The following is a 21,220-nucleotide window of genomic DNA, read 5'->3' on the forward strand; positions in this document are numbered from 1 at the left end:
AGAACAAGATGATTAACGGTATTAAACCTCTTGAACATTCACTGCGCTGGGGCATGGTCGGCGGCGGCGGCACCAGTCAGATTGGTTATATTCATCGCTCGGCGGCGCTGCGCGACAGCGTTTTTAGCCTGGTGGCCGGTGCCTTTGATATTGATGCCGGGCGTGGTCAGGCATTTGGTACGGCGCTGGGCCTGCCCGTCGGGCGCTGCTATGCCGATTACCAGAGTATGTTTGCTGCGGAAAGCCTGCGAGACGATGGTATTCAGGCGGTGTCCATCGCCACACCCAATAGTACCCACTTCGCTATTTGTCGCGCGGCGCTGGAGGCCGGTCTGCATGTGATATGCGAAAAACCACTGTGCTTCACCACGGAAGAAGCGGAGTTGCTGTTTCGCCTCAGCGCTGAGAAAAATAAAATCATCGGTGTGACCTATGGCTATGCCGGTCATCAGCTTATCCATCAGGCGAGGGAGATGATTGCTGAAGGTTTGCTGGGTGAGATACGTATTGTCAATATGCAGTTTTCACACGGCTTTCATCATCAGGCAGTCGAACAAAATAATTCCAGTACCCGCTGGCGGGTGGATCCCCTTTTCGCGGGACCGGGATACGTTTTGGGCGATCTGGCTACCCATCCTCTGTTTATTGCTGAAACCATGGCCCCGCAGCTCCGCCTGAAACGCCTGTTGTGCTCACGGCAGAGTTTTGTAAAAAGTCGTGCTCCGCTGGAGGATAATGCCTATGTGCTGATGGAGTATGACAACGGTGCGGTAGGTAGCATGTGGGTGTCGGCGGTCAACTGCGCTTCGATGCATGGTCAGAAAGTACGTATTGTCGGTTCGAAAGCCAGTATTGAGTGGTGGGATGAGCAGCCAAACCAGTTGCGTTATGAAGTTCAGGGTGAGCCGGTGCGTATTCTTGAGCGTGGTATGAGTTACCTCAGTGCTCAGGCACTTGCCGATGACCGTATTGGCGGGGGACATGCGGAAGGGTTGTTCGAAGCCTGGTCAAATCTTTATCGCCGTTTTGCGCTGGCTATGGCTGCGACAGACCGGGGGGATACGGACTTCCTGGCTGATTTCTGGTATCCGGACGCACAGTCAGGTCTGGCCGGGGTTCGCTGGGTGGAAAATTGCGTGCGTTCTGCCGACGGTGGGGCAGTATGGGTTGATTGCTGAACCGTTGGCGGTTTTTGGCGCCATTTTATTTGGTAAAGCCACTGCAGCTGTGGCAGCATCTTTAACAACAACGAATCGCTCTCCCGTGGGTGCCTCGTGTCATAAAGCAAGGCTATACCGGCATCAGGCCTCACACATCGGGATCTCTGTCACAGTTCTGCATCCATCTCTCCCACTGAACATGAATTTTTTTCATGTTCAGTGAAATTAAATCACTTTTTTTCAGGCGATGACTCAGGCATAACATGTGCAATGTTACTGACTGGCGTTCAATGTTACCAACTATAGATAACATGAAGAATTGTTAAAGATGAGCTGAGAAATTAAACCTTGAAACTTCTGTCAGCCAGTCAGCAGATTCAGGATTTACATCAAAAATTAGGGTGCCGGATTACAATGACTAAAGCGTTTACTTTTACTGTTAAGAGCCTGTGTTTCGACGAAAACTATAATCCGTCCAAAAATACGCGCATCACTACCAACTTTGCTAATCTGGCCCGCGGTGAAAAACGTCAGGAAAACCTGCGCAATGCGCTGACGATGATTGATAATCGTTTCAACGCCTTAGCAAACTGGGATAACCCCAAAGCGGATCGTTACTCTGTCCGGCTGGAAATCATTTCGGTTGAATTAAATATTGCAGGTGACGGCAAAAGTGACAGCTTTCCGGTCATTGAGATCTTAAAAACCAATATTGTTGATCATAAAACCAGTCAACAGATTGAAGGTATCGTGGGGAATAACTTCTCTTCATACGTTCGCGATTATGATTTCAGCGTGTTGTTGTCTGAGCATAATAAAAATAAATCCGGTTTCAGTACGCCAGATGATTTTGGCGATTTGCATGGCAATATATTTAAGCGCTTTATCACGTCAGATGCCTATCAGGACAACTTTAAAAAATCACCGGTTATCTGTCTGAGCGTTTCAAGTAAAAATACCTATCGCCGGACCGGTAACGAACATCCTGTACTGGGCGTTGAATATCAACAGGATGAGTCTTCGCTGACCGATCACTACTTTAATAAAATGGGTCTTCAGGCTCGATATTTTATGCCGCAGGGTAGCGTTGCGCCTCTGGCATTTTATTTTGTTGGCGATCTGCTTAACGATTACACCAACCTTGAACTTATCGCTACGATCAGCACGATGGAGACATTTCAGAAGATCTATCGTCCTGAAATTTATAATGCCAATTCTGCCGCAGGAAAATGCTATCAGCCCAGCCTGAATTACCAGGATTATTCTTTAACTCAGATTGTCTATGATCGCGAAGAGCGTAGTCGCTTAGCCGTCGAGCAGGGGAAGTTTACTGAAGAGCACTTTATTAAACCTTACCAAACTGTTCTTGAGCAATGGTCTGCTAATGCCGTTCTTTGATTAAACAAAATACAAGGTTATTCGTTATGAAGAAGTTATTACCCACATCAACTGCCGGCAGCTTACCTAAACCCTCGTGGCTTGCACAACCTGAAACACTCTGGTCACCCTGGAAATTGCAGGACAGAGAATTAACCGACGGCAAGCTGGATGCGCTGCGTCTGTGCCTGGACGATCAGCTGCGGGCGGGGATTGATATCGTTAGTGACGGTGAGCAGACACGCCAGCATTTTGTCACCACCTTTATTGAGCACCTGAGCGGCGTCGATTTTGAAAAACGTGAAATTGTTAAAATTCGCGATCGCTATGAGGCCAGCGTGCCTACTGTATTTGCCGAGGTGGCTCGCCAGAAACCGGTGTTTGTCGACGATGCCCGCTTTTTACGTCAACAGACCAGCCAGCCGATTAAATGGGCGCTGCCGGGGCCTATGACGATGATCGATACTCTGTATGACGGCCACTATAAAAGCCGTGAAAAACTGGCCTGGGAATTCGCAAAGATCCTTAATCAGGAAGCCAAAGAATTGGAAGCTGCCGGTGTGGATATTATCCAGTTTGATGAGCCGGCATTTAACGTTTTCTTTGATGAAGTGAATGACTGGGGCATCGCCACGCTGGAAAGAGCCATTGAAGGGCTGAAGTGCGAAACGGCGGTGCATATTTGCTACGGTTATGGCATTAAAGCCAATACCGACTGGAAAAAAACGCTCGGCACCGAGTGGCGGCAATATGAAGAGATTTTTCCTAAACTGCAAAAATCCAATATCGATATTGTCTCACTGGAATGTCAGAACTCGCATGTTCCGATGGATCTGATTGAACTGATTCGCGGGAAAAAAGTGATGGTTGGCGCGATTGATGTGGCAACCAATACCATCGAGACGCCGGAAGAGGTCGCCAACACACTTCGTAAAGCGCTTCAGTTTGTTGACGCCGACAAGCTTTATCCCTGCACTAACTGCGGCATGATCCCGCTGCCGCGTCATGTCGCTATGGGCAAACTGAAGGCATTAAGTGGCGGTGCCGAAATCGTGCGAAAAGAGCTTGGCTGAGTCATTCCCTCAGATTTAACAACGTAGTCCGGGTTGGCGATAAGGTTAATCACCAACCCTTTTCATTTCCTGGTGTACTGAGTGACCGGCGATACGGCAGTAATCATTGATTAATCACCACCTACACTTTCACCGCACACCCCACCTCGTTATTCTGTTCTGCGATGTTCATGCAAATAACTTTCCCGATTGAATGCCGCTGTTAACCGCGCAAACAAATGCTATGGTCGGCGAGGGCGTCTGAACTGTTCCCGGAGTAATGCAAATGAAAGGCTCGTGTTTGTGTGGCGCGGTGGAGTTTGACCTGTACGTTAAACCGCAGAAGTTTTACCGCTGTCACTGTTCGCTGTGCAGGAAGCAGAGTGGCGTGGGGTATAACCTGGCTACGCTGGTAAAGCGTGATGATTTTTGCTGGATGAAAGGAGAGGGCAACATCACCTCATGGAGCCGACCATCGGGTTATCGCACTGATTTCTGCTCATTGTGCGGCTCGACCGTGCCAAACAGCTTACGTAACCTGCCTTATCTATGGCTGCCGGTTGGCCTGCTGAATGACGCTGTTGAGATGGAGTGTGTCGGCGATTTTTGCACGGACGATGCGATGCCCTGGGATAAAACGCGTTCGGCTGAGGATCATGGCGGTCCGGTAGCCTCGCTGGCATCGCTGTTAAAGCAGCTGGGTATATCTTAAACCATGCTGCGGTGGTGGATGCTGACAATCACCACGAGGGATAAGTAGTCGTAGCACTCACGTGCACATCCTTACGTATCGGTGTGCCAGGCTGACTGTGTTTATTATCAAATACGCAGCCCTGACGGCGCGCAGCATTCCCGCGCGGCTGGCTTAAGCGTAAGAATGAAGAGGACGTAATGATCACTTTATGCAAAACCTGCGGCACATCCTTTGAAACAACCGATACCCCTCCAGAGCACTGCAACATCTGTGAAGACGAACGGCAGTATGTTCCCGCGACCGGGCAGGAATGGGTCACTTATGACGCCCTGTGTGCTACGCACACCAATAAGTGGAAGCAGCATAACGACTCACTCTTCAGCATCAGTACCGTGCCTGATTTTGCAATTGGTCAGCGCGCTTTTATCCTGCGCACCCCGCAGGGCAACATACTGTGGGACTGCATTGCCACGCTCGACGACGCCACGAAAATGCTGATAACGTCCCTGGGCGGGCTGAAGGCTATCGCCATATCGCATCCTCACTACTACACCACCATGCAGGACTGGGCTGAAGAATTTAACGCCCCGATTTATCTTCATGCCAGTGACAGCCAGTGGGTAATGCGCGACAGCCGCTGGATAACGTTCTGGCAGGGTGACACCCTCCAGCTGACTCGTGACGTGCGGGTGATACGAGTTGGTGGACACTTTGACGGTGGTTGTGTACTGCACTGGGCGCGAGATGATGGCGAGGTGCTTTCCGGCGATATCATCCAGGTCACCCCTGGCGCCCGTGGTGTCTCTTTTATGTGGAGCTACCCCAATTTACTGCCGTTACCAGCGACAACCGTCAGCGAGATTACCCGGCGGCTGAGTTCGGTGAAATTTAAGAAACTCTACGGTGCGTTTGAAGGCGATGATGTCACTGAAAATGCTGATGATATTGTGCGTCGTTCAGGCGAAAAGTACATTTCCTGTCTCAGATAAACGCTGAATATCTATGACCTGCTACCGGTAATGTAGCAGGTTAATCTCCGCTTCCGGCGTGTGGCTGCTGGGCCCCGTACCTGCTATCCGATACGACCCTGAGCGTGAAGCTGAGGTTCTGGTCACCCCCACTGATATTCCTAGTGCGCAACATGACATCGTGGCAGCGGCTGCTGCGGGTGTTCTCTGATAAAAAAACATGCACCTTCCTCAGAACGTTGTCAGCATCAAATAAGCAGTGATGTGTTGGGGTATGAAGCCTTTAGCAACCACATCACCTGCATTTTTAAAATCCATCTGGTCTGATCTCAGGCATTTGAAGAGGTTAGAAACCCTCTGAATTAAAACGCCCGTTATTTGTAAATTATTTTAATGATTTCCAGTTAATGCCGATAACTATGATGAGCGGGATCGATAAATCTTAAGCAGAGAATTTAAATGATTTAAAATTATAGGGTTATGAAAATGAATCATCTGAAACTTAACAGTTATTTCATGAATTTTAAGGTGGGCTCCAAACTCGGTGTGGGTTTTTTCGTGGTAATTGGTGCCCTTATCATTACGGCGCTGGTTGCATCAGGTTGTCTTGACACCATTCAGGATAACTCGGCAAGACGAAGTCTTACCATCGAGATGAACAGCACATTTGGCACGGCCCGCCTTAATCGCACCCTGTATCAGTACACCAATGAGCAGCAGTATGCTGATAAAAATGCCGAGGCGCTAAAACAGCTGAGAAGTCAGTACGATAAGCTGGCGCAGTTTAAATGGGATTCAGAGGGAAATACGTTTCTTAAAGGCATTGAAGAAGCGATGAACAGCTATGGAACGCAAAGAAACATCTTGGTTGATTATATGCAGCGCATGATGGCAATGGCCGCCTCTTTGCAGCAACTGCCGTATCTCAGTCTTGCAAAAAGCATGGATTCGGTTGTTGAAGGCGGAACGCTGGCGGCTGATACCTCCTCTTTACTGGAGCGTTTGTCGTCACAGCTTAAAGAAGTCAATCTACTGCTCCTGGCTTTTACCAAAGTCCCGGAAGATAACAGCAGAGCCGCGCTGAACACCGCCCTTGGCGATGCCAGAAAAACGGCGGTGATGCTTGAAGAGGCTAAAAACCCGGCGTTATCCGAAATCACCTCATCGGCCCTTAACATTATTGATAAGGTTTTGTCTTCAGTTTCTCCCTTTGAAACGCTCTGGTCTGCGCATCATACGGCGGCAAAAACGCTGGTAGGCCGGGGTGAGGATTTTGACGCCTCTCTGGCAAAAATGTTTGATTATCAAAAGAAAATATCTTCTGATTTTATCAAAATGGCGCAGATTAAAATTGGCTCTCTGTCGTTACTGGCCGTCATCATCAGCGTTTTATTTGCCTGGCGCATAACCCTGAGTATCAAGCGGCCGTTGTCGCAAACGCTCAGCATGGCACGCAGGATCTCTGAGGGCGACCTGACGCCGACCACGGTAAGCGATCGCAAAGATGAGCTGGGGTTGTTGATGCAGGCTTTTGATGATATGAGGATTAAGCTTGAAGAAATAATCAGTAACGTCCGCAACGGCGTGTCGAACGTCAACAGCGCCGCCTCAGAAATCGCGATGGGAAATGAAGATTTATCATCGCGTACAGAACAGCAGGCTGCTGCGGTTGTGCAGACAGCGGCCAGTATTGAGCAACTGACCTCAACGGTAAAACTTAACAGCGAGAATGCGATTTGTGCCAGCAAGCTGGCCGGAGAAGCATCATCGCAGGCCACCCAAGGCGGTCAGGTTGTCAGCGGGGTGGTTAATACGATGGAAGAAATCAGGAAAAGCTCCTCACGCATTTCTGAAATAACCCAGGTAATTAATGGCATCGCTTTTCAGACCAATATTCTGGCGCTGAATGCCGCCGTTGAAGCAGCCAGAGCGGGCGAAGATGGAAGAGGTTTTGCCGTCGTCGCAGGTGAAGTCAGAAATCTGGCACAGCGGAGTGCAACGGCTGCAAAGGAAATAGAAGGGCTTATTCAGGAGTCTGTCGGACAGGTCAATACCGGCGCTGCACAGGTTGAAAATGCGGGTAAAACCATGCAATCCATCATTAATGCGGTGGCTCAGGTTAATGAGGTGATGAAAGAAATCGCCACCGCTTCCGATGAGCAAAACCGGGGGATCGGTCAGGTCAGTCAGGCGATGACTGAAATGGATACCACCACGCAGCAAAATGCCGCACTGGTTGAGCAGTCAGCCGCAGCGGCAGGATCTCTTCAGGAAGAAGCCGGACGTCTGGAGCAGGCGGTGGCGTTCTTCAAAACGAAATCTGTTCTGGTGTCATCTGTGCCACCGGCTGCCATCAAAAAACTGCAAAAACCGGTTGCGGCTCTCTCGCACTCTTCAACGGAAAACTGGCAGTCATTCTGAGGTGACAGGAGCTGAAATATGCTCCGGATGATATTATCACAGGCCGCGCCAGCGGCCTCACTTACCGGTAAATGCAGTGTAAGAGTGATTTATTTGCTGAAAAGTCAGGCTTCTGCTTAATTGCCAACGTTGACAGTAACGGGAATAGCAGTTGACTGGTTAATCCATGAGCACGAGAGCACTTCTTACAACCGCCATCCTGAAGTTAAGAAACTCTGACCTGGCCATTTACCTCAAAATGACCCGCCTCCTGTGATCAACGCGCAGTAAGCCTGGCAACGTCTGCTTAAGGGCAAATAGCGGACATGTTTATCAGGCAAAGTCCGCTATGAGCGAATAGCAGACGCTGTCATATCAGAGCGAATGCTCAACAAACTAAACGTGAGAGATCGGACTGAACGATTCAGGCGGCTATTTATGTTTAATTAGTGAGACGGAAATCAGCTTTATGCTGTACAGAAGGAAACTTTATGCGTACTCGCCCATCATCCCGGTTAATCATCCTTTCGCCTGAAAACGATGTTTTGCTGTTTAATTTTTCTCATAAAAATGACGCCTTAAGCGGCATGTCATACTGGGCGACTCCCGGCGGTGGGCTTGAATTGAACGAATCCTTTGAACAGGCCGCACTACGGGAGTTGCAGGAAGAAACCGGGTTAAAAAGAGATTCTGCTGGAGCGGTGGCTGCATCCCGAACCTTTCCCATGCAGCTGCCTGATGGGGAGACAGTTCTTGCTGAAGAACGTTTTTTTATAATCCATGCGGAAAAGACAGATATCGACTGCTCGGGATGGAGTGATAATGAAAAGAGCGTCATTCAAAATCACAACTGGTGGACATTAGAAGAGCTTAGAGATACGAACCAAACTATCTTTCCCCACGATTTAATCATCGATATACTCTCCGGGTATTTGGTCTAACCTTTTGAATAAATTAAATTATAAGATTCCTGATGTCAGACAGTTAAAGCCGGTAATTCATTAGCATACACTTCTGGCACGAAGCGGACATGCACTTAGGGCAGGGTTCGCTATGAGCGATAACCGAACTTAAGACTGCGAACGACCCGCTTGAGCGAACAGTGAACCAGGTTCCTTACGATAAAGTCTGCCGACTATAGAGGCCACGCAGCTAAATAATGAGCGAATCCATGCCGACTGCGGGTCTTTCGAAAGGGTTAATATGGCATACTCTCAGTACAGATTGAAAATTAGTATTTGAGTCATAATCTACAATATTCATTATGATTTTATTGGATGTAATAACGCATGCTAAAAATATCTCAGATAGTCTATTTCTGCGCAGTAGTTGAGGAAAAATCAATTGCAATGGCCGCCGCAAGATGCCATTGCGTTGCTGCAAATATAACCATCAGAATTAAAGAGTTAGAAAGGTTTTTAGGCGTGGAGCTGTTTTACAGAGAAAAGAACCGTATTTATGTCACTCCTGAAGGACGGCTCCTTTATGAAAAATCTAAAAAAATTATAGAACTGCATGATCATACGGTGTCGATATTTTCCTCTGACTCTGAGAAAGGCACCCTGAACATAGGTGCTCTGGATGCTGCGTTAAGTAACCAGCTTCCAGACTTGATTGCTGCATGCCGCGAAATGATGCCAAGTGTAGCATTTAATGTCAGAACAGGTCAATCTTTTGATTTAGAAAATGCATTATTAGAGGGTTCTATGGACATAATAATTTCTGACGGCCCGGTCCAGCACCCTTTAATGGAAAGTATGTTAGCGTTTAAAGAAAATCTTATGCTGGTCACTTCATCAAAATTATCTACGATATCTCAGGATACTTTAAGTGAACGTGAACTGTACGTTTTTGGAGATAACTGTTTTTACAGAAATCAGGTGGATAACTGGATCTGTTCTACCGGCATGAAGCCCAGAATAATGATGGAGTTTGAATCATACCCGGTTATGCTAAGCTGTATAAAAAGGGATCTTGGGTGTGCATTTATTCCGGAAAGCTTTAGAAATAACATTAAAAATGTTGAAGACTTTAATTTTCACACAGATATGATAAAAGAGACTAGCGATTTATATTTTATCTGGAGGAAGAGTTCGCTTTCAAAATTGACGATGAGTTTCATGAAGAATGTTTCGGGTCAGGTGCGCTTTTAAAGCGCCCTGACTATAGGTAATAGGGCTATTCTTGAATAAGTTCAACCAAATAACCGTCTGGATCTTCTATAAAAGCAATGATAAGAGAGGGGTTCAGTTTCATTGGTCCCGCTGGCCTGACAACTTTGTAACCAAGCTGTGAAGCTTCAACGCAAATATCCTTGATGTTCTGAGAGCCAATCGCCATATGCCCATAACCGCCTCCTTTTTCATAACTGCTGGTATCCCAGTTATATGTTAGTTCCAGCACAGAAACGGAGGCTTCATCACCGTAACCAAGATATACCAGGGAGAATTTTCCGTCAGGAAATTCCTCACGTCTGAGTTCTCTCATTTTTAGCACGTTACAGTAGAAATCGAGGGATGCCTGAATGTTTGTACATCTTAGCATTGTGTGTAAAATTCTCATTTAGTAATACCTTCAATTTGTGGTTTTCTCCATGTCAAACGAACACCCTTACACAGAAATTCTGGAGCTGGGCAGTATTCAGAAATAGCATCGAAGAAAATCTTAAAAGCTTGCCCGCGACAGTGAACTTCAAAGTCTTTTTTGCTCTGATAAACCTCGTGGAAATAAATAACAGAGCGATTAGTTTCATCTTCTAATATTTCAAACTGTAACGTCCCTGGCTCATTTTTTAGCGAGTCACAGGCGTCAATTTGCCCTGCAAGAATAAAAGTATTTCGGTTTTCCTGCGGGACGGTAAACTTAACCAGAACATGGTATGCCATATAAAATTTCCATCTTTAGTGAAATTGTTAGCGCATTCTACTTATGCTTCCCCATAGGTAAACTAACTAATATTTAGCCCAGCATTAACAAAAAGTTCCATTTTAATTTAGTGGGTTCTCGCTTGAGAAAATTAACTATTCTCTTCAATGCAATAGATGATATGACTGGCAAGCATTCTACCTGGTAAAAGTAATACTTACATTTTAAAATACGAAGTGATTTAGTGCGCGAAGCCCAAATAATTTTCTAAGAATAAATTCGTTGGGTTACTTTTTTACCATATTCACAGGCAATTACGGTCGACTGTGGCGATACGCCCACTCAGACTGAAATGAACCGGTCTGTTTCGGGCGACAAAAAATCAGAAAAATGATAAACAATACTTATCAAAAGACTTTAAAATTATTCCAGTGAACAATAGAACCTGCTGCTTTTTGCCCAGAAAAATGGATAAGCTATCGCGATGCTGACTGTAAATTCCAGATATATGTATCAGGAGATGGGTCAGTAAACTCGATACAAGTTAATTAAAGTTAGTAACGTCCGCTACTGACACAAAGCGGACTGTTGCATCAGAAAAGGTCTGCCGTGAGCGAAAAGCGGACAGGCCGGTCAACCGCGCGGGTAAGTTACTTCCAGGCCGCGCCACAGGCTGTGGCGCGGTGCAGTGATCAAAAATTGGTCCAGCCACCATCTGCCGCGGCTGAACTGATTTTCATATCCAGGGGACGAGACAGAGCAAGGGACGTAACCGGCATTGCAGGGACAGCATGTGAGTCCAGTCTGAACACGGAGACAACCTGGAGAAGTCGTTCAGCCTGATCCTTAAGGCTCGCTGCTGCGGATACTGATTCTTCGACCAGAGAAGCATTTTGCTGTGTTGTGCTGTCCATTTGCGTCACGGCAATACCGACCTGCTCAATACCACGCGCCTGCTCTGCGCTGGCTGACGTAATTTCCTCAACCGTATCGGTGAGTTTGCTCACCGCAGACAAGATACCTGCCATCGTCTCCGAAGCATGCACCACCAGTCCGTTACCCTGTTCAACACTCTTCGCATTTGACTCAATCAGCTGTCGAATTTCGCCGGAAGCACTTGCACTGCGTTGCGCCAGTGACCTGACTTCACTCGCCACGACGGCAAAACCACGACCATGCTCGCCTGCCCTGGCCGCTTCAACAGCGGCATTAAGCGCAAGAATGTTGGTCTGAAAAGCAATACCGTCTATAACGGCGGTAATTTCAGCGATACGAGCGGAACTTTCGCTGATGGATTTCATTGTCCCGGTTATGTCATGAGTGGCACTGCTGCCTTTGTTGGCAACATCGCGCACATTCACCGCCAGATGCGCCGCCTGACGTGCATTTTCAGCATTATTTTTCACGGTCATGCCCAGTTGTGTCATGGTCGCGGCCGTCTGTTCAAGCGCACTGGCCTGCTCTTCTGTCCGCTGAGAAAGGTCAACATTTCCCTGTGCAATCTGGGTACTGGCTGAAGCAACGCTTTCCGCATTACTTCTTACCTGACTGACCGTGTTTACCAGCGAGTCCTGCATATCACGGATAGCGGCCAGCAGTATGCCTGTTTCATCCTTGCGGTTTGTAGCAACGGCAATACTCAGGTCACCCCTGGAGACACGTACTGCCGCTTCAACTGCTGCCTTAAGCGGACGAGTGATGCTTCTTGTGATAATCACTGCGGATATAACAGCAAGCATTACAGCAATAACGCCGGCAATCGTAAGTATGAGCAGGGTGTCGGAATTGTCTTCCCGCGCCTTTTCAGCTGCGCCGATCATGCGCGCCTCCTGATGCTCCTGAAGCGCCTTTAACGAATCTAAAAAGTCGACCTGTGTCTGATGACGTGAACCGAAAAGTAAATGTACGGCTTCATCATTTTTCCCTTGCTGTGCAAGTACCGCGACTTCATCAATGAAAGGCAGAAAAAGATCGGCTCGTTCCCGGAGACGGGAAAATATTTCCAGACCCGTCGGTGAGTTGACCTGCTTTTTCAGACTGGCAATCAGATTTCTGACTTCCTGTTCTTCACTACGGTAATCACTAATGGCTTTTTCTTTCAGTGATCTGTCCTGGAGAAGGATTGCACTTATGGTAAGCCGACTCATATCTGAAATGTAATAACGCAGCGCCTGAGATGCCGAAGCTTTACTGTAGAGGCCACCGGATATTTCATTAGTTGCACTGCCGAGAGAGTTGGCTTTAACGATTCCAATCAACACCATAAAAATAACTAACAGCGCCATAAAGCCAAAGGCGGCACCAAGCCTAACTCCGATTCTGATATTGCCCATAGTGAACCCATCCTGTGAGGCATCAGCAGTGATACGCATTGCTGACGCAGAGAAGCTTCCGAGTAAAAAAGGAAGTGCTGATTAGAACTGCCGCAGTTTGGTCGCGGTATCATTACTATCGGCAACTGTCATAAAAAGTTCACAAATCGTTTTTGGGGGCTTCTACAGCTGGGAATGTCATTATTTCGGTTCAACGCACGCACCATAGCGAAAAGCTTTTTTACCCGTCCATCGTGATCGTATAACGTCGGTCAGGCACCGAAGTGAAGCGCCAAAAAGCCAGGAGGGCCGTTGTGCCGCCTCACTGTCGCCCAGCATGACGCTTACACCTTCACTGGTGATGCGTAGCAGGCAGTCAATTTTGTTCAATCTGGTCCCCGGTCCACAATTCTGTTCTGGGAGAAAATGAAAGGTGAGTTTTGGCGGTGGTACTGAATACTCAGTGGTAAAAAGCGTTGGTTAACTTTATGCTGTTTATATCATCTTCCAGATGGATCTGCCGCAGTTCATCTATTCATCTCCAATGATTTGACACCTAACATGAGGATACGCTTATGTATAAATACAGAGTTAAACAGAATAAAAGTACGTCAGATGCTAATTCTATTGCTAAAAATAATAACAGCGGTCAGCAAGGATTTTACCTTGAAGATAGTAGGCATCAATCTGTTTTACGAAACAACGGAGGGAGAGAAGATATAGTTCAAAATAATAATATTGCAAACATCAATAACCATTCTGATTTAACTGCTCCGATTCAACTTGTTTCTCATGGTGAGGGTCATCTAAGCGAGTCAGAAGAGGAAGAAACAGAAGACAAACATGAATTGAGCACTTTCGAAGCGGAGGCTAAGTTTAATGAATATATCAATTGTATACCCAAAGATGTTTTGGAAGGAGATGATAAAGAACAATGGGTTAAGGCACTTAAGATTATTTATGAACAAATCCTGAAAAAGAAACAACTACCGCCAAATCCATATTCAGCAGAGTTAGAAAAAAAGAGATTATATCGTGGTACTTCATTAGTAGATGGTAGTCTTTACAAAGGGAGTGATGGTAGTGCGCGTAACACACCGACCACACCTTCCGCTGAGGTTGCGGTATTATTTGCATTAAAGGCAAAAAGTGAAGGATATAAAGGAGTCGTTGCTCATAGCACTGTACAGAATATTAAAAATAAAAAAATAGCATTTTCAGCACCAGATACAATGGCGGGCCAGGAGCAAGAAATTACACTCAGGGCTTCCCCTGAAAATTTAAATGACTTTTTTGAAAAACCAGAATTAGAGACTTTCGTAAAAGCCTTGCGAACAGTTGGAGTCGATTACACAAAATACATTGGCAGTGGAATTCAAAGTGGAGCAGCTTTCGATGGTTTTGTTAAAAACGCAAAAACCCTTCCTGTTAATTCCGAGAATCAATTAGGTGAATTCCTTGGTAATCCAGAGCTCATAAAAAAATGGGAAAATTTTACATCTTCTCGCAATGAAATAATTGACAAGATAAAAAATGAAAAAACAGCAATTGAAATAAAGCTGGGGAAAAGAAAAGACGATAAAAACAAATATTTTGATGCTATGAAAGCTGAAAGTGATCTATTTTTAAATTTAACAGAAAAAGTAAATATTGGTCCTTTATTTTTATTAGATGATCTTAAGAAATGGTGCGATAATTATAAAAATGGAAAATTTGAGGAAAAGATAACCTCAGCAATAGTAGAGCTAAACAAAAAAATTGCTAATTATGATGAAGCAAAAAAAACGGATGATAAACTTCAGGAGGATGATTTTGATTTATTTGGTGATGATGAGTAATAGCATTCTACAGCTCGCAAGGAAGGTACTCGACCACATCTGGAAAGATGGTTACCAGTAGGCCCGGGCGGGAATCATACTGGGCGATTTTTACAGCTCAGGTATCACGCTGTTGGATATGTTCAGCGAGCATCTCGCTCTCTCTGACTTCGATACTTTAATGGGGGCCATCAATAATATTAATAAATCATGTAAAGGCTCAGTCTGGCTTGCGGGCCAGGGAGTAGATAACGCCTGGACCATAAGGCGTAAAATGCTCTCGCCAGCGTAGACGACGACTGCTGCCACCTGAAGCGGCCTCCTTATCCAGCATAGCTTCCTGAGGCGGGCGTTATCCTCTTCAGGCGACTGGAGCTGCTTCACTTCGGGGACTTCAATGTCGCCAGGCCTCTTGTGCCAGGTATAGAAGGTAACGTCTGAAATGGCATGTTTGCGGCAGAGTTCCCGGGCTGAAAGCCCGGCTTCGGCCTCGTGGAGAATACTGATGATCTGTTCGTCGGAAACCGCTTCTTCATGGGGATGTCCTCATGTGGTTTGTGAAGACATTACTCATACCACGGTGTACTAATCAATGGCAGGCAGACCACGGGTTCAGCATAATGATTAACTACTCTGTCGTTATTGCTGGCTGTTTGCAGTCGGCCAGGCGCATCCAGCAAAGCCAGAGTCATTGGGCTGCGTTAATTTTTTGAAACTTTCTCTTATCTTTTTATCGCAAAATACTTCCAAATATTTCTGGTGGCGTTTAGGATTCGTCCTGCCGCAGTGTTACGAGTAAAGGATGGTTATGAGAAAAGTTTGGGTCGCGCTGGCAGTGACATTGGTGCTCAGTGGCTGTGACCAGCCAAAAATTGATACGTCCAGTGATGAGAGCATGAAGTCCTCTGTTCAAAAGGTCAGAGAATCACTGCCTGAAGACAAGCGCGCATCTTATGATGATGCACTTAAGGTGGTAGCTTTCAGCCACCTGAACGTTAAAGACCTCGTGCAGGCGGGGATGACGAACAACACTGCGGGTGTTGAAGCGCAAATGAAAAGCGACCTGTCAGGAAAAACCGGCCAGGAAGTCATCAACTACGCTGAGATGATCCGCAAGGAACGGGCTGAAAAAGAAAAGGCACAGGCCCTCCAGGAAATCGCAGAGCTTGAACAAAAACAGGCTAATGCACAGGCAAACCTGAAACAGCTTGAGGCTTTCGCGGTCACACGCTCGCGTTTTTATTTTGAGAAAAAAAAATATGGCAACATCCAGCCTGTTATTGCGCTGAGCGTAGAGAATGGCACGTCTGAATCCGTTTCCCGCGCCGATTTCCGTGGCGTAATTTCCAGCCCGGGTCGTCAGGTGCCATGGTACACAGACACCTTTAGCTATCAAATTCTTGGTGGTCTGGAACCGGGAGAGAAAGCTGACTGGAGTCTCGCGCCCAGTCCCTTGTCTGACTGGGGCAATGTTAAGGCACCGGCAGATGCCGTCTTTACGGTTACAGTTATCCGTATAGATGATCCCCAGGGAAACCAGATATTTGGCGATGCTGACTTTACTGAACGTGATGCCAGTCGCCTTGCGGAACTAAAAGGGCAGTATCCCGGTGCAACCCCCTGATGCCAGGGAGCCAGCGGAAGGTCAATGAGTGAGACGCCCTTCAGCTGTTAAGCCGTGGCAGCAGGGCCTCATGATGTAGCACCAGCCGCTATCCTGCCTGCCCATATCATCAGGGCAGGCAGCGATCGGCGTTATTTTTTTAACAATCGTGGCAGCTGGTTTTCCAGCTCAAGAAGGCAGCTGTCCATCATCTTTTGCGTTTCCAGCGTCACTCTGGCGTAATTGTTGGCCTTCCAGTCATTTAACGGCGCGGTGACGTGGGTCGGCGAACACTCTGATATTATATATGCACTCAGTATATTTCCGCCTTCCGGACGTTTATAAAATACCAGCCGCCAGGTTAAATCATAGTTGCTGTTACTGGCCGACATATCGGTATAAATCAGTGACCATTGCGCGGCCGCAATATACAGCGGCTGGGTCCAGACATATCCATTACCATTTTTGTCCAGCCAGTGTTTAATTTTTACTTCCGCTCGCGGTGAAAAATAGCCGGATGTCGGCTCCGGCATCGTGTCTACTGATGTGCCCTTATACTGGTTCTTGTCGAATGTAGCACTACCGATCCCTCCGCCCAGAACCGCTGTCATTACTGACAGCCCCACCAAAGCACCGGTGGTGACAGGTGATACCACGCGAAGTTTTATATCCGGGTAAAGATTATTGTTCATATCTGTGGATACAAAAGTACTGGAGACGTCCAGCGTGCTGCCACTGGCGGCCTGCACTTTGTGTGCATTGTTTTTCCCTGCGCAGCCGGTCAAAAATGCTAAAGATAATACACCTGTAATGACTAATCTGTTCATGTTTATTGCTATTCCATTGGCCTGAATTGTGATGAGGGATATATTTAATTCAACTGCTTATAGTATGGATTGATTGATGATAAATATCGTAAATGCCAGAGGTAATCTGAGGTTTTTCTGTAAACATCCTCAGTTAATTTTAGTTGTATATCTGCCAGTTATTGTTCACCTGAAAAGATAAGGTGAGTAGATGAAATACAGCGTTTACACCTGTGGTTTTTTTAATTCTGCCATCAGAAAAATTGCTGTTGCCAGCGTCCTTTTTTCGGTTGACAGGTGATTATATTCTTTTTTATGAAGATTAAATGACTGGTATTTGGGCCCAGTTATTAAGATGAGTGGTTAAAAATTTCTTCTTAGACCCCGTACTGTAACTAACTTCTCCATTATCATTGAAAAATATATGAAAATTTATGAATGTTTTATTAAGGATTTTATTTAAGAAGCTATGGCCGAATCCATTGCTTGTGAAATGAGTTTCTAATGTTAATCTGGGAAGGATTAAATAAAACCAGTTTCCACACTCTTTTTTTATAACAAAAACATAGTAAAGTTCTGGAGAGGTTGGTTTTACAAGTTGGTCATGCCTCACGCCAAAGGTTCCTGAGTATCCTTTCTTTAGTTTTTTGCCTGGCTGTATTTTACCTGTAATCTCCACATGTTCCCGGACGAATCTTTAACTGCGAATATATCGTCACCAATATCAATTTCCGGCATAGCCACATTGTATTCACGCCATGCCAGCTCTGCCATTACCGCCAGGTGGGCGGCTTTAGATTTATAATGATGTAATGCCATACATTCCTCCGTAAAAAGTCAAATCAGCAACATGCTACCGCCCTCAGACTGATGACTGATGAGCGTATTCATTCCATGCAAATCACTTGCAGCTATAAGTAACGGCTGTAAAAGAGAAATCTTTAAAGAAAATGATGTATCACCTGTCGTAAAGGGCTGGAAGGTATTCCTGATGGTCATAGCCGACGTTGAGTCTTACAGCTGTTTTTCGCCAGACGCCCTCTTAATCTGCCACCTGGTTCACGACATCAAAATTTACATTCTGAAAACAAAATAATCACATTGTGTGATTTTTTTTGTGTAAGTTAATTCCATTCTTTATTAGTGAGACTGGCTGATGTTTCGCTTCTGATCGCCGCTTATTCAACAGTGGCACAGTGACGGAATAACATAATGGTAACGAATTTTGTTAAAAATGATCGAAGTACTTTCTTTATGGCAACCATCCCGCGGTCGCGCATTATCTGGAGATAAGGTATGCAGCTGAGTGAACTGATGAACCCGGATTATTGTGAAAATCCTTTTCCGCTGTACAGCAAGCTCCATCAACAGGGGCCGCTGATCCGCAGCGGAGAAAACATCATCAGCGGCAGCCACGCCGTGGTGGATGCTCTGCTGAACGATCGGCGGGCAGGTAAAAACTACATGGCCAGCGTCCGGCTGCGTTTTGGCGAAGAAGCGGCTGCACGTCCGGTATTTCGCGGCATGAGCAAAATGTTTCTTGTTCTGAACCCGCCGGAACATACCCGACTGAGAGGACTGGTGATGAAGTCCTTCAGCACCAAAGAGATCCAGCCGCTAAGGGAGATGGCCCTGACGGTGGCAAATGAACTGGTCGATTCCTTCATTGATCGCCACGGCTGCGACCTCGCTCAGGAGTTTGCATTCCCGCTTCCGGTGCGCATTATCTGCCGGATGCTGGACGTGCCGGAGTCAGATGCGGCCAGACTGGGTGGCGCGGCATCTGCGCTGGTCAGACTCTTCGACCCGCAGATCACTCAGCAAGACCTGCTGAAGGCCGAAGATGCGTTCACCGCACTGGAAGACTATTTCAGCACGCTGATTATTTCCCGGCGTGGCAGCACCGCCAGTGACCTGGTATCGCTTTTCCTGCGCAGCGGAAACGACGGCGACAGGCTGGATGACGATGAAATTATTGCCAACGTTATTTTGTTGTTTATTGCCGGGCATGAAACCACCTCAAACATGCTGTGCAACACGGTGATGGCCCTGCACGACAACCCTGAGCAGCTGGAACAGCTGAAGCAGGACCACACACTGATACCGGCCGCCATTACGGAATGCCTGCGCTACGACAGCTCCGTGCAGATGCTCTATCGCTCGGCGCATGAGGATATTGAGCTGGCAGGCCAGCTGATACCTCGTGGAACCAGCCTTTTTCTCAGCCTGGGAGCCGCCAACCATGATTCGGAGGTGTTCCCGATGCCGGACAGGCTGAACATCCGCCGTCGGGAAGGGCGCTGCCTCTCTTTTGGCGGCGGTATTCATCACTGTATGGGATACCGGCTGGCGCTGGCCGAGATGGAGGTTGCGCTGGAGGTGTTGCTGACCCGCCTGCCGGAAATGCGGCTGATAAAAAAGGGCATTTGCCGCAACCAGCGGGCAAACCTGCGTGGTGTCAGCGCGTTGCCGGTCAGCTGGTAAACATCAGATAAAAAGGAGAAGGATCATGCCAGAAACAAAAACCGCATGTCGTCTTGTCACACCGCAACCGGGTTCCGTCGGGCCACAGGCGCTGTTTTATCAGCCGGGCGTGTCCCGCCAGACGACCGGTGCCGTCGGCATCCATATGCAACTTGCCACTATCCCCGCCCGTTCACAGGGCAAGGCGCATAAACATGAACACCATGAAACCGCCATCTATGCCATCAGCGGCACCACCGGCGTGCGCTTTGGTGAACAGCTGGAACACGATCTGGAGGTGCCGGAAGGCAGTTTTTTATATATCCCTGCTGACCTTCCTCATCTTCCTTACAATGCCACAGACGCCAGCGCGACGGTGGTGATTGCCAGAACCGATGCCTGCGACCCGGAAGGGGTGGTGATGTTGCCCGATCTGGATCGGGATGTGCTGAGTGCAAAGTCACTTAACTAACCGACAGGCCTGATTTCGCTCGTTCGGGCAGCAGCGGTTTCAGCACGGCGAAGCTGGAAATATTATTGCACGGTCACTTCAGGCTTCAGCTGCCGGGTTATGTCGTCACTGAAAAGCATTAACCCGGTCGCAGGAAGCCTGCCATTTTCAACCGTCATGAAGAAAAGCTGTTCACCATACTGGTAAATTTTTCCCACTGCTGCTGGAGCTGAGTAATATGGGAGGATTCGATGCTTTTAAAAAAATCTGCATCGTCGTTCGCATTTACCATCTGATGCAAACCTGAAAACCATGATGAACTGTTGGAGGTGCTGTTGGTCAGTGACAGCATAGCGCTGCGTTCAGTCTGAGTTTCTTGCTGGCCTGAGCTGAGTAAATCCAGCTGTTGACTGAAGTTTTTCACCCCATCCTGATCGCCATACTGCTGTGCGATGGCCAGCGATCTGCTGGTCATATCTTTTAATATTTCATCCTGCGCGGTCGCTTTGGTGGTGACGTAATTGTTGATTTCAGATCGGGTTGCAGCCTGATAGTCAGCAGGAACAAATTTCTCAACCAGATAGTTCAGCTTTGCCTGGGTAAGCGACAGATCCATTGAATTGGTCGTGGAGTTGCCGGAACCGCCTGGTGTCTGAAGCGCTTCAGAAATAAGCCCGCCCATATCGGCTGACGACGCTGTTGAGTGGGTCAGCATCCCTGAGAAGAAGGTGTCGACATCGTTGGTGACGGCATTGGTCTGGCTTTTTGTCAGGGCGATGATGCTGTTTCTCGACTGCAACAGCGCTTTCTGACTTTTTTCTGTTGCCTCCTGACTCAGTTGGATTGCTGGTGTTTCTCCCGCCTTGATCTGGCTGATTTTTTCTTCAGAGAGAACGAGGGATGTGGCGGTATTGACTGGCTTGCTAAAAACATCACTCTGAGCCATGCCCGTTGTACTGATGCTACTCATTTGACACTCCCTTTAGTGAGTAAAAAAAAAGCAATATCATTATCGGAACGTCCCGTGGAAACTTGAGCCTTTGTTAACAGTTTTCGGGGTGATGAATAGTAGCGATGTTCAGAAATCAGTTTATCGGTCACATCAGGGCATGGTGATAAAGAAAGAGGGCTGTGGTTTGTGGCAGGCTGCAACGGGCGTACTGCTGTTGTTTAGTTGGCGTGACTGACTTCCCGGTAAATCTGCCGGAATGTCGCAATGAATCCAGAAGAAATCACGGCAACATGGGTAATT

Annotated in this window: 20 protein-coding genes and 1 pseudogene; 13 read left to right on the forward strand and 8 right to left on the reverse strand. The window is 47.2% G+C overall.

All coding sequences use genetic code 11. The features are described 5' to 3' along the window. Positions 1–8 precede the first annotated feature (8 nt). From AC3RPL_RS24020 to AC3RPL_RS24055, 8 genes are all read left to right on the forward strand, one after another. A complete protein-coding gene (locus tag AC3RPL_RS24020) occupies positions 9–1,178 on the forward strand; it encodes a Gfo/Idh/MocA family protein (RefSeq protein ID WP_490741821.1) in 1,170 nt (389 codons plus the stop codon). A 396-nt stretch (positions 1,179–1,574) separates the two neighbouring features. After that, the gene (locus AC3RPL_RS24025) at positions 1,575–2,558 is read left to right on the forward strand and encodes a DUF1852 domain-containing protein (RefSeq protein ID WP_490741822.1); all 984 of its coding nucleotides are present in this window, start codon (positions 1,575–1,577) and stop codon (positions 2,556–2,558) included. A 26-nt stretch (positions 2,559–2,584) separates the two neighbouring features. Further along, the gene (locus AC3RPL_RS24030) at positions 2,585–3,610 is read left to right on the forward strand and encodes a methionine synthase (RefSeq protein WP_490741823.1); all 1,026 of its coding nucleotides are present in this window, start codon (positions 2,585–2,587) and stop codon (positions 3,608–3,610) included. 265 nt (positions 3,611–3,875) lie between these two features. Next, complete coding sequence (locus AC3RPL_RS24035; RefSeq protein ID WP_490741824.1) at positions 3,876–4,301, forward strand: GFA family protein; 426 nt, start codon at positions 3,876–3,878, stop codon at positions 4,299–4,301. Between the two features lie 179 nt (positions 4,302–4,480). Further along, positions 4,481–5,272, forward strand: a complete 792-nt coding sequence (locus AC3RPL_RS24040) for an MBL fold metallo-hydrolase (protein ID WP_490741825.1) — start codon at positions 4,481–4,483, stop codon at positions 5,270–5,272. 495 nt (positions 5,273–5,767) lie between these two features. Beyond that, positions 5,768–7,672 (forward strand): methyl-accepting chemotaxis protein, encoded by a 1,905-nt coding sequence (locus AC3RPL_RS24045; protein ID WP_490742127.1) that lies wholly within the window; start codon positions 5,768–5,770, stop codon positions 7,670–7,672. Between the two features lie 470 nt (positions 7,673–8,142). Then, positions 8,143–8,592, forward strand: coding sequence for an NUDIX hydrolase (locus AC3RPL_RS24050; protein ID WP_490741826.1), 450 nt, complete (start codon positions 8,143–8,145; stop codon positions 8,590–8,592). A gap of 348 nt (positions 8,593–8,940) precedes the next feature. After that, complete coding sequence (locus tag AC3RPL_RS24055) at positions 8,941–9,804, forward strand: LysR family transcriptional regulator (RefSeq protein ID WP_490741827.1); 864 nt, start codon at positions 8,941–8,943, stop codon at positions 9,802–9,804. Positions 9,805–9,829: 25 nt separating this feature from the next. On the opposite strand, the gene gloA is transcribed toward AC3RPL_RS24055, so the two are convergent. The 4 genes from gloA to AC3RPL_RS24075 form a co-directional block, all read right to left on the reverse strand. Then, positions 9,830–10,213 (reverse strand): lactoylglutathione lyase, encoded by a 384-nt coding sequence (gloA, locus tag AC3RPL_RS24060; protein ID WP_490741828.1) that lies wholly within the window; start codon positions 10,211–10,213, stop codon positions 9,830–9,832. Then, positions 10,210–10,536, reverse strand: coding sequence for a putative quinol monooxygenase (locus AC3RPL_RS24065; protein WP_490741829.1), 327 nt, complete (start codon positions 10,534–10,536; stop codon positions 10,210–10,212). Before AC3RPL_RS24065 ends, gloA begins: the two co-directional genes overlap by 4 nt. Positions 10,537–11,208: 672 nt before the next feature. Continuing rightward, complete coding sequence (locus AC3RPL_RS24070; protein ID WP_490741830.1) at positions 11,209–12,849, reverse strand: methyl-accepting chemotaxis protein; 1,641 nt, start codon at positions 12,847–12,849, stop codon at positions 11,209–11,211. Between the two features lie 180 nt (positions 12,850–13,029). Next, positions 13,030–13,218 carry a hypothetical protein gene (locus tag AC3RPL_RS24075; RefSeq protein WP_490741831.1) on the reverse strand — a complete coding sequence of 63 codons (189 nt, stop codon included), beginning with the start codon at positions 13,216–13,218 and terminating at the stop codon, positions 13,030–13,032. A 185-nt stretch (positions 13,219–13,403) separates the two neighbouring features. Here AC3RPL_RS24075 and AC3RPL_RS24080 point away from each other — a divergent pair, with 185 nt between their 5' ends. Together AC3RPL_RS24080 and AC3RPL_RS24085 are read left to right on the forward strand one after the other, a co-directional pair. Next, on the forward strand, positions 13,404–14,666 hold the full coding sequence (locus AC3RPL_RS24080) for a hypothetical protein (RefSeq protein WP_490741832.1): 1,263 nt from the start codon (positions 13,404–13,406) through the stop codon (positions 14,664–14,666). Between the two features lie 160 nt (positions 14,667–14,826). Beyond that, positions 14,827–14,937, forward strand: a complete 111-nt coding sequence (locus AC3RPL_RS24085) for a DUF4113 domain-containing protein (RefSeq protein WP_490742128.1) — start codon at positions 14,827–14,829, stop codon at positions 14,935–14,937. On the opposite strand, the pseudogene AC3RPL_RS24090 reads toward AC3RPL_RS24085, so the two are convergent. Beyond that, a pseudogene (locus AC3RPL_RS24090) lies at positions 14,916–15,181 on the reverse strand (transposase); the annotation flags it as partial. The gene AC3RPL_RS24085 and the pseudogene AC3RPL_RS24090 overlap by 22 nt on opposite strands. A gap of 272 nt (positions 15,182–15,453) precedes the next feature. Here AC3RPL_RS24090 and AC3RPL_RS24095 point away from each other — a divergent pair. Further along, on the forward strand, positions 15,454–16,269 hold the full coding sequence (locus AC3RPL_RS24095) for a DUF6694 family lipoprotein (RefSeq protein ID WP_490741833.1): 816 nt from the start codon (positions 15,454–15,456) through the stop codon (positions 16,267–16,269). Between the two features lie 131 nt (positions 16,270–16,400). Here AC3RPL_RS24095 and AC3RPL_RS24100 read toward each other — a convergent pair whose 3' ends face one another. Further along, positions 16,401–17,075 (reverse strand): hypothetical protein, encoded by a 675-nt coding sequence (locus AC3RPL_RS24100; RefSeq protein ID WP_490741834.1) that lies wholly within the window; start codon positions 17,073–17,075, stop codon positions 16,401–16,403. Positions 17,076–17,693: 618 nt separating this feature from the next. Continuing rightward, positions 17,694–17,873, reverse strand: a complete 180-nt coding sequence (locus AC3RPL_RS24105) for a hypothetical protein (protein WP_490741835.1) — start codon at positions 17,871–17,873, stop codon at positions 17,694–17,696. A gap of 477 nt (positions 17,874–18,350) precedes the next feature. On the opposite strand from AC3RPL_RS24105, the gene AC3RPL_RS24110 reads away from it, so the two are divergent. Together AC3RPL_RS24110 and AC3RPL_RS24115 are read left to right on the forward strand one after the other, a co-directional pair. Continuing rightward, the gene (locus AC3RPL_RS24110) at positions 18,351–19,538 is read left to right on the forward strand and encodes a cytochrome P450 (RefSeq protein ID WP_490741836.1); all 1,188 of its coding nucleotides are present in this window, start codon (positions 18,351–18,353) and stop codon (positions 19,536–19,538) included. A 25-nt stretch (positions 19,539–19,563) separates the two neighbouring features. Then, positions 19,564–19,989 (forward strand): cupin domain-containing protein, encoded by a 426-nt coding sequence (locus AC3RPL_RS24115; RefSeq protein ID WP_490741837.1) that lies wholly within the window; start codon positions 19,564–19,566, stop codon positions 19,987–19,989. 154 nt (positions 19,990–20,143) lie between these two features. On the opposite strand, the gene AC3RPL_RS24120 is transcribed toward AC3RPL_RS24115, so the two are convergent. Further along, positions 20,144–20,938 (reverse strand): hypothetical protein, encoded by a 795-nt coding sequence (locus tag AC3RPL_RS24120; protein WP_490741838.1) that lies wholly within the window; start codon positions 20,936–20,938, stop codon positions 20,144–20,146. Between the last annotated feature and the right edge of the window lie 282 nt (positions 20,939–21,220).

The sequence above is a fragment of the Erwinia papayae genome (assembly GCF_058241465.1).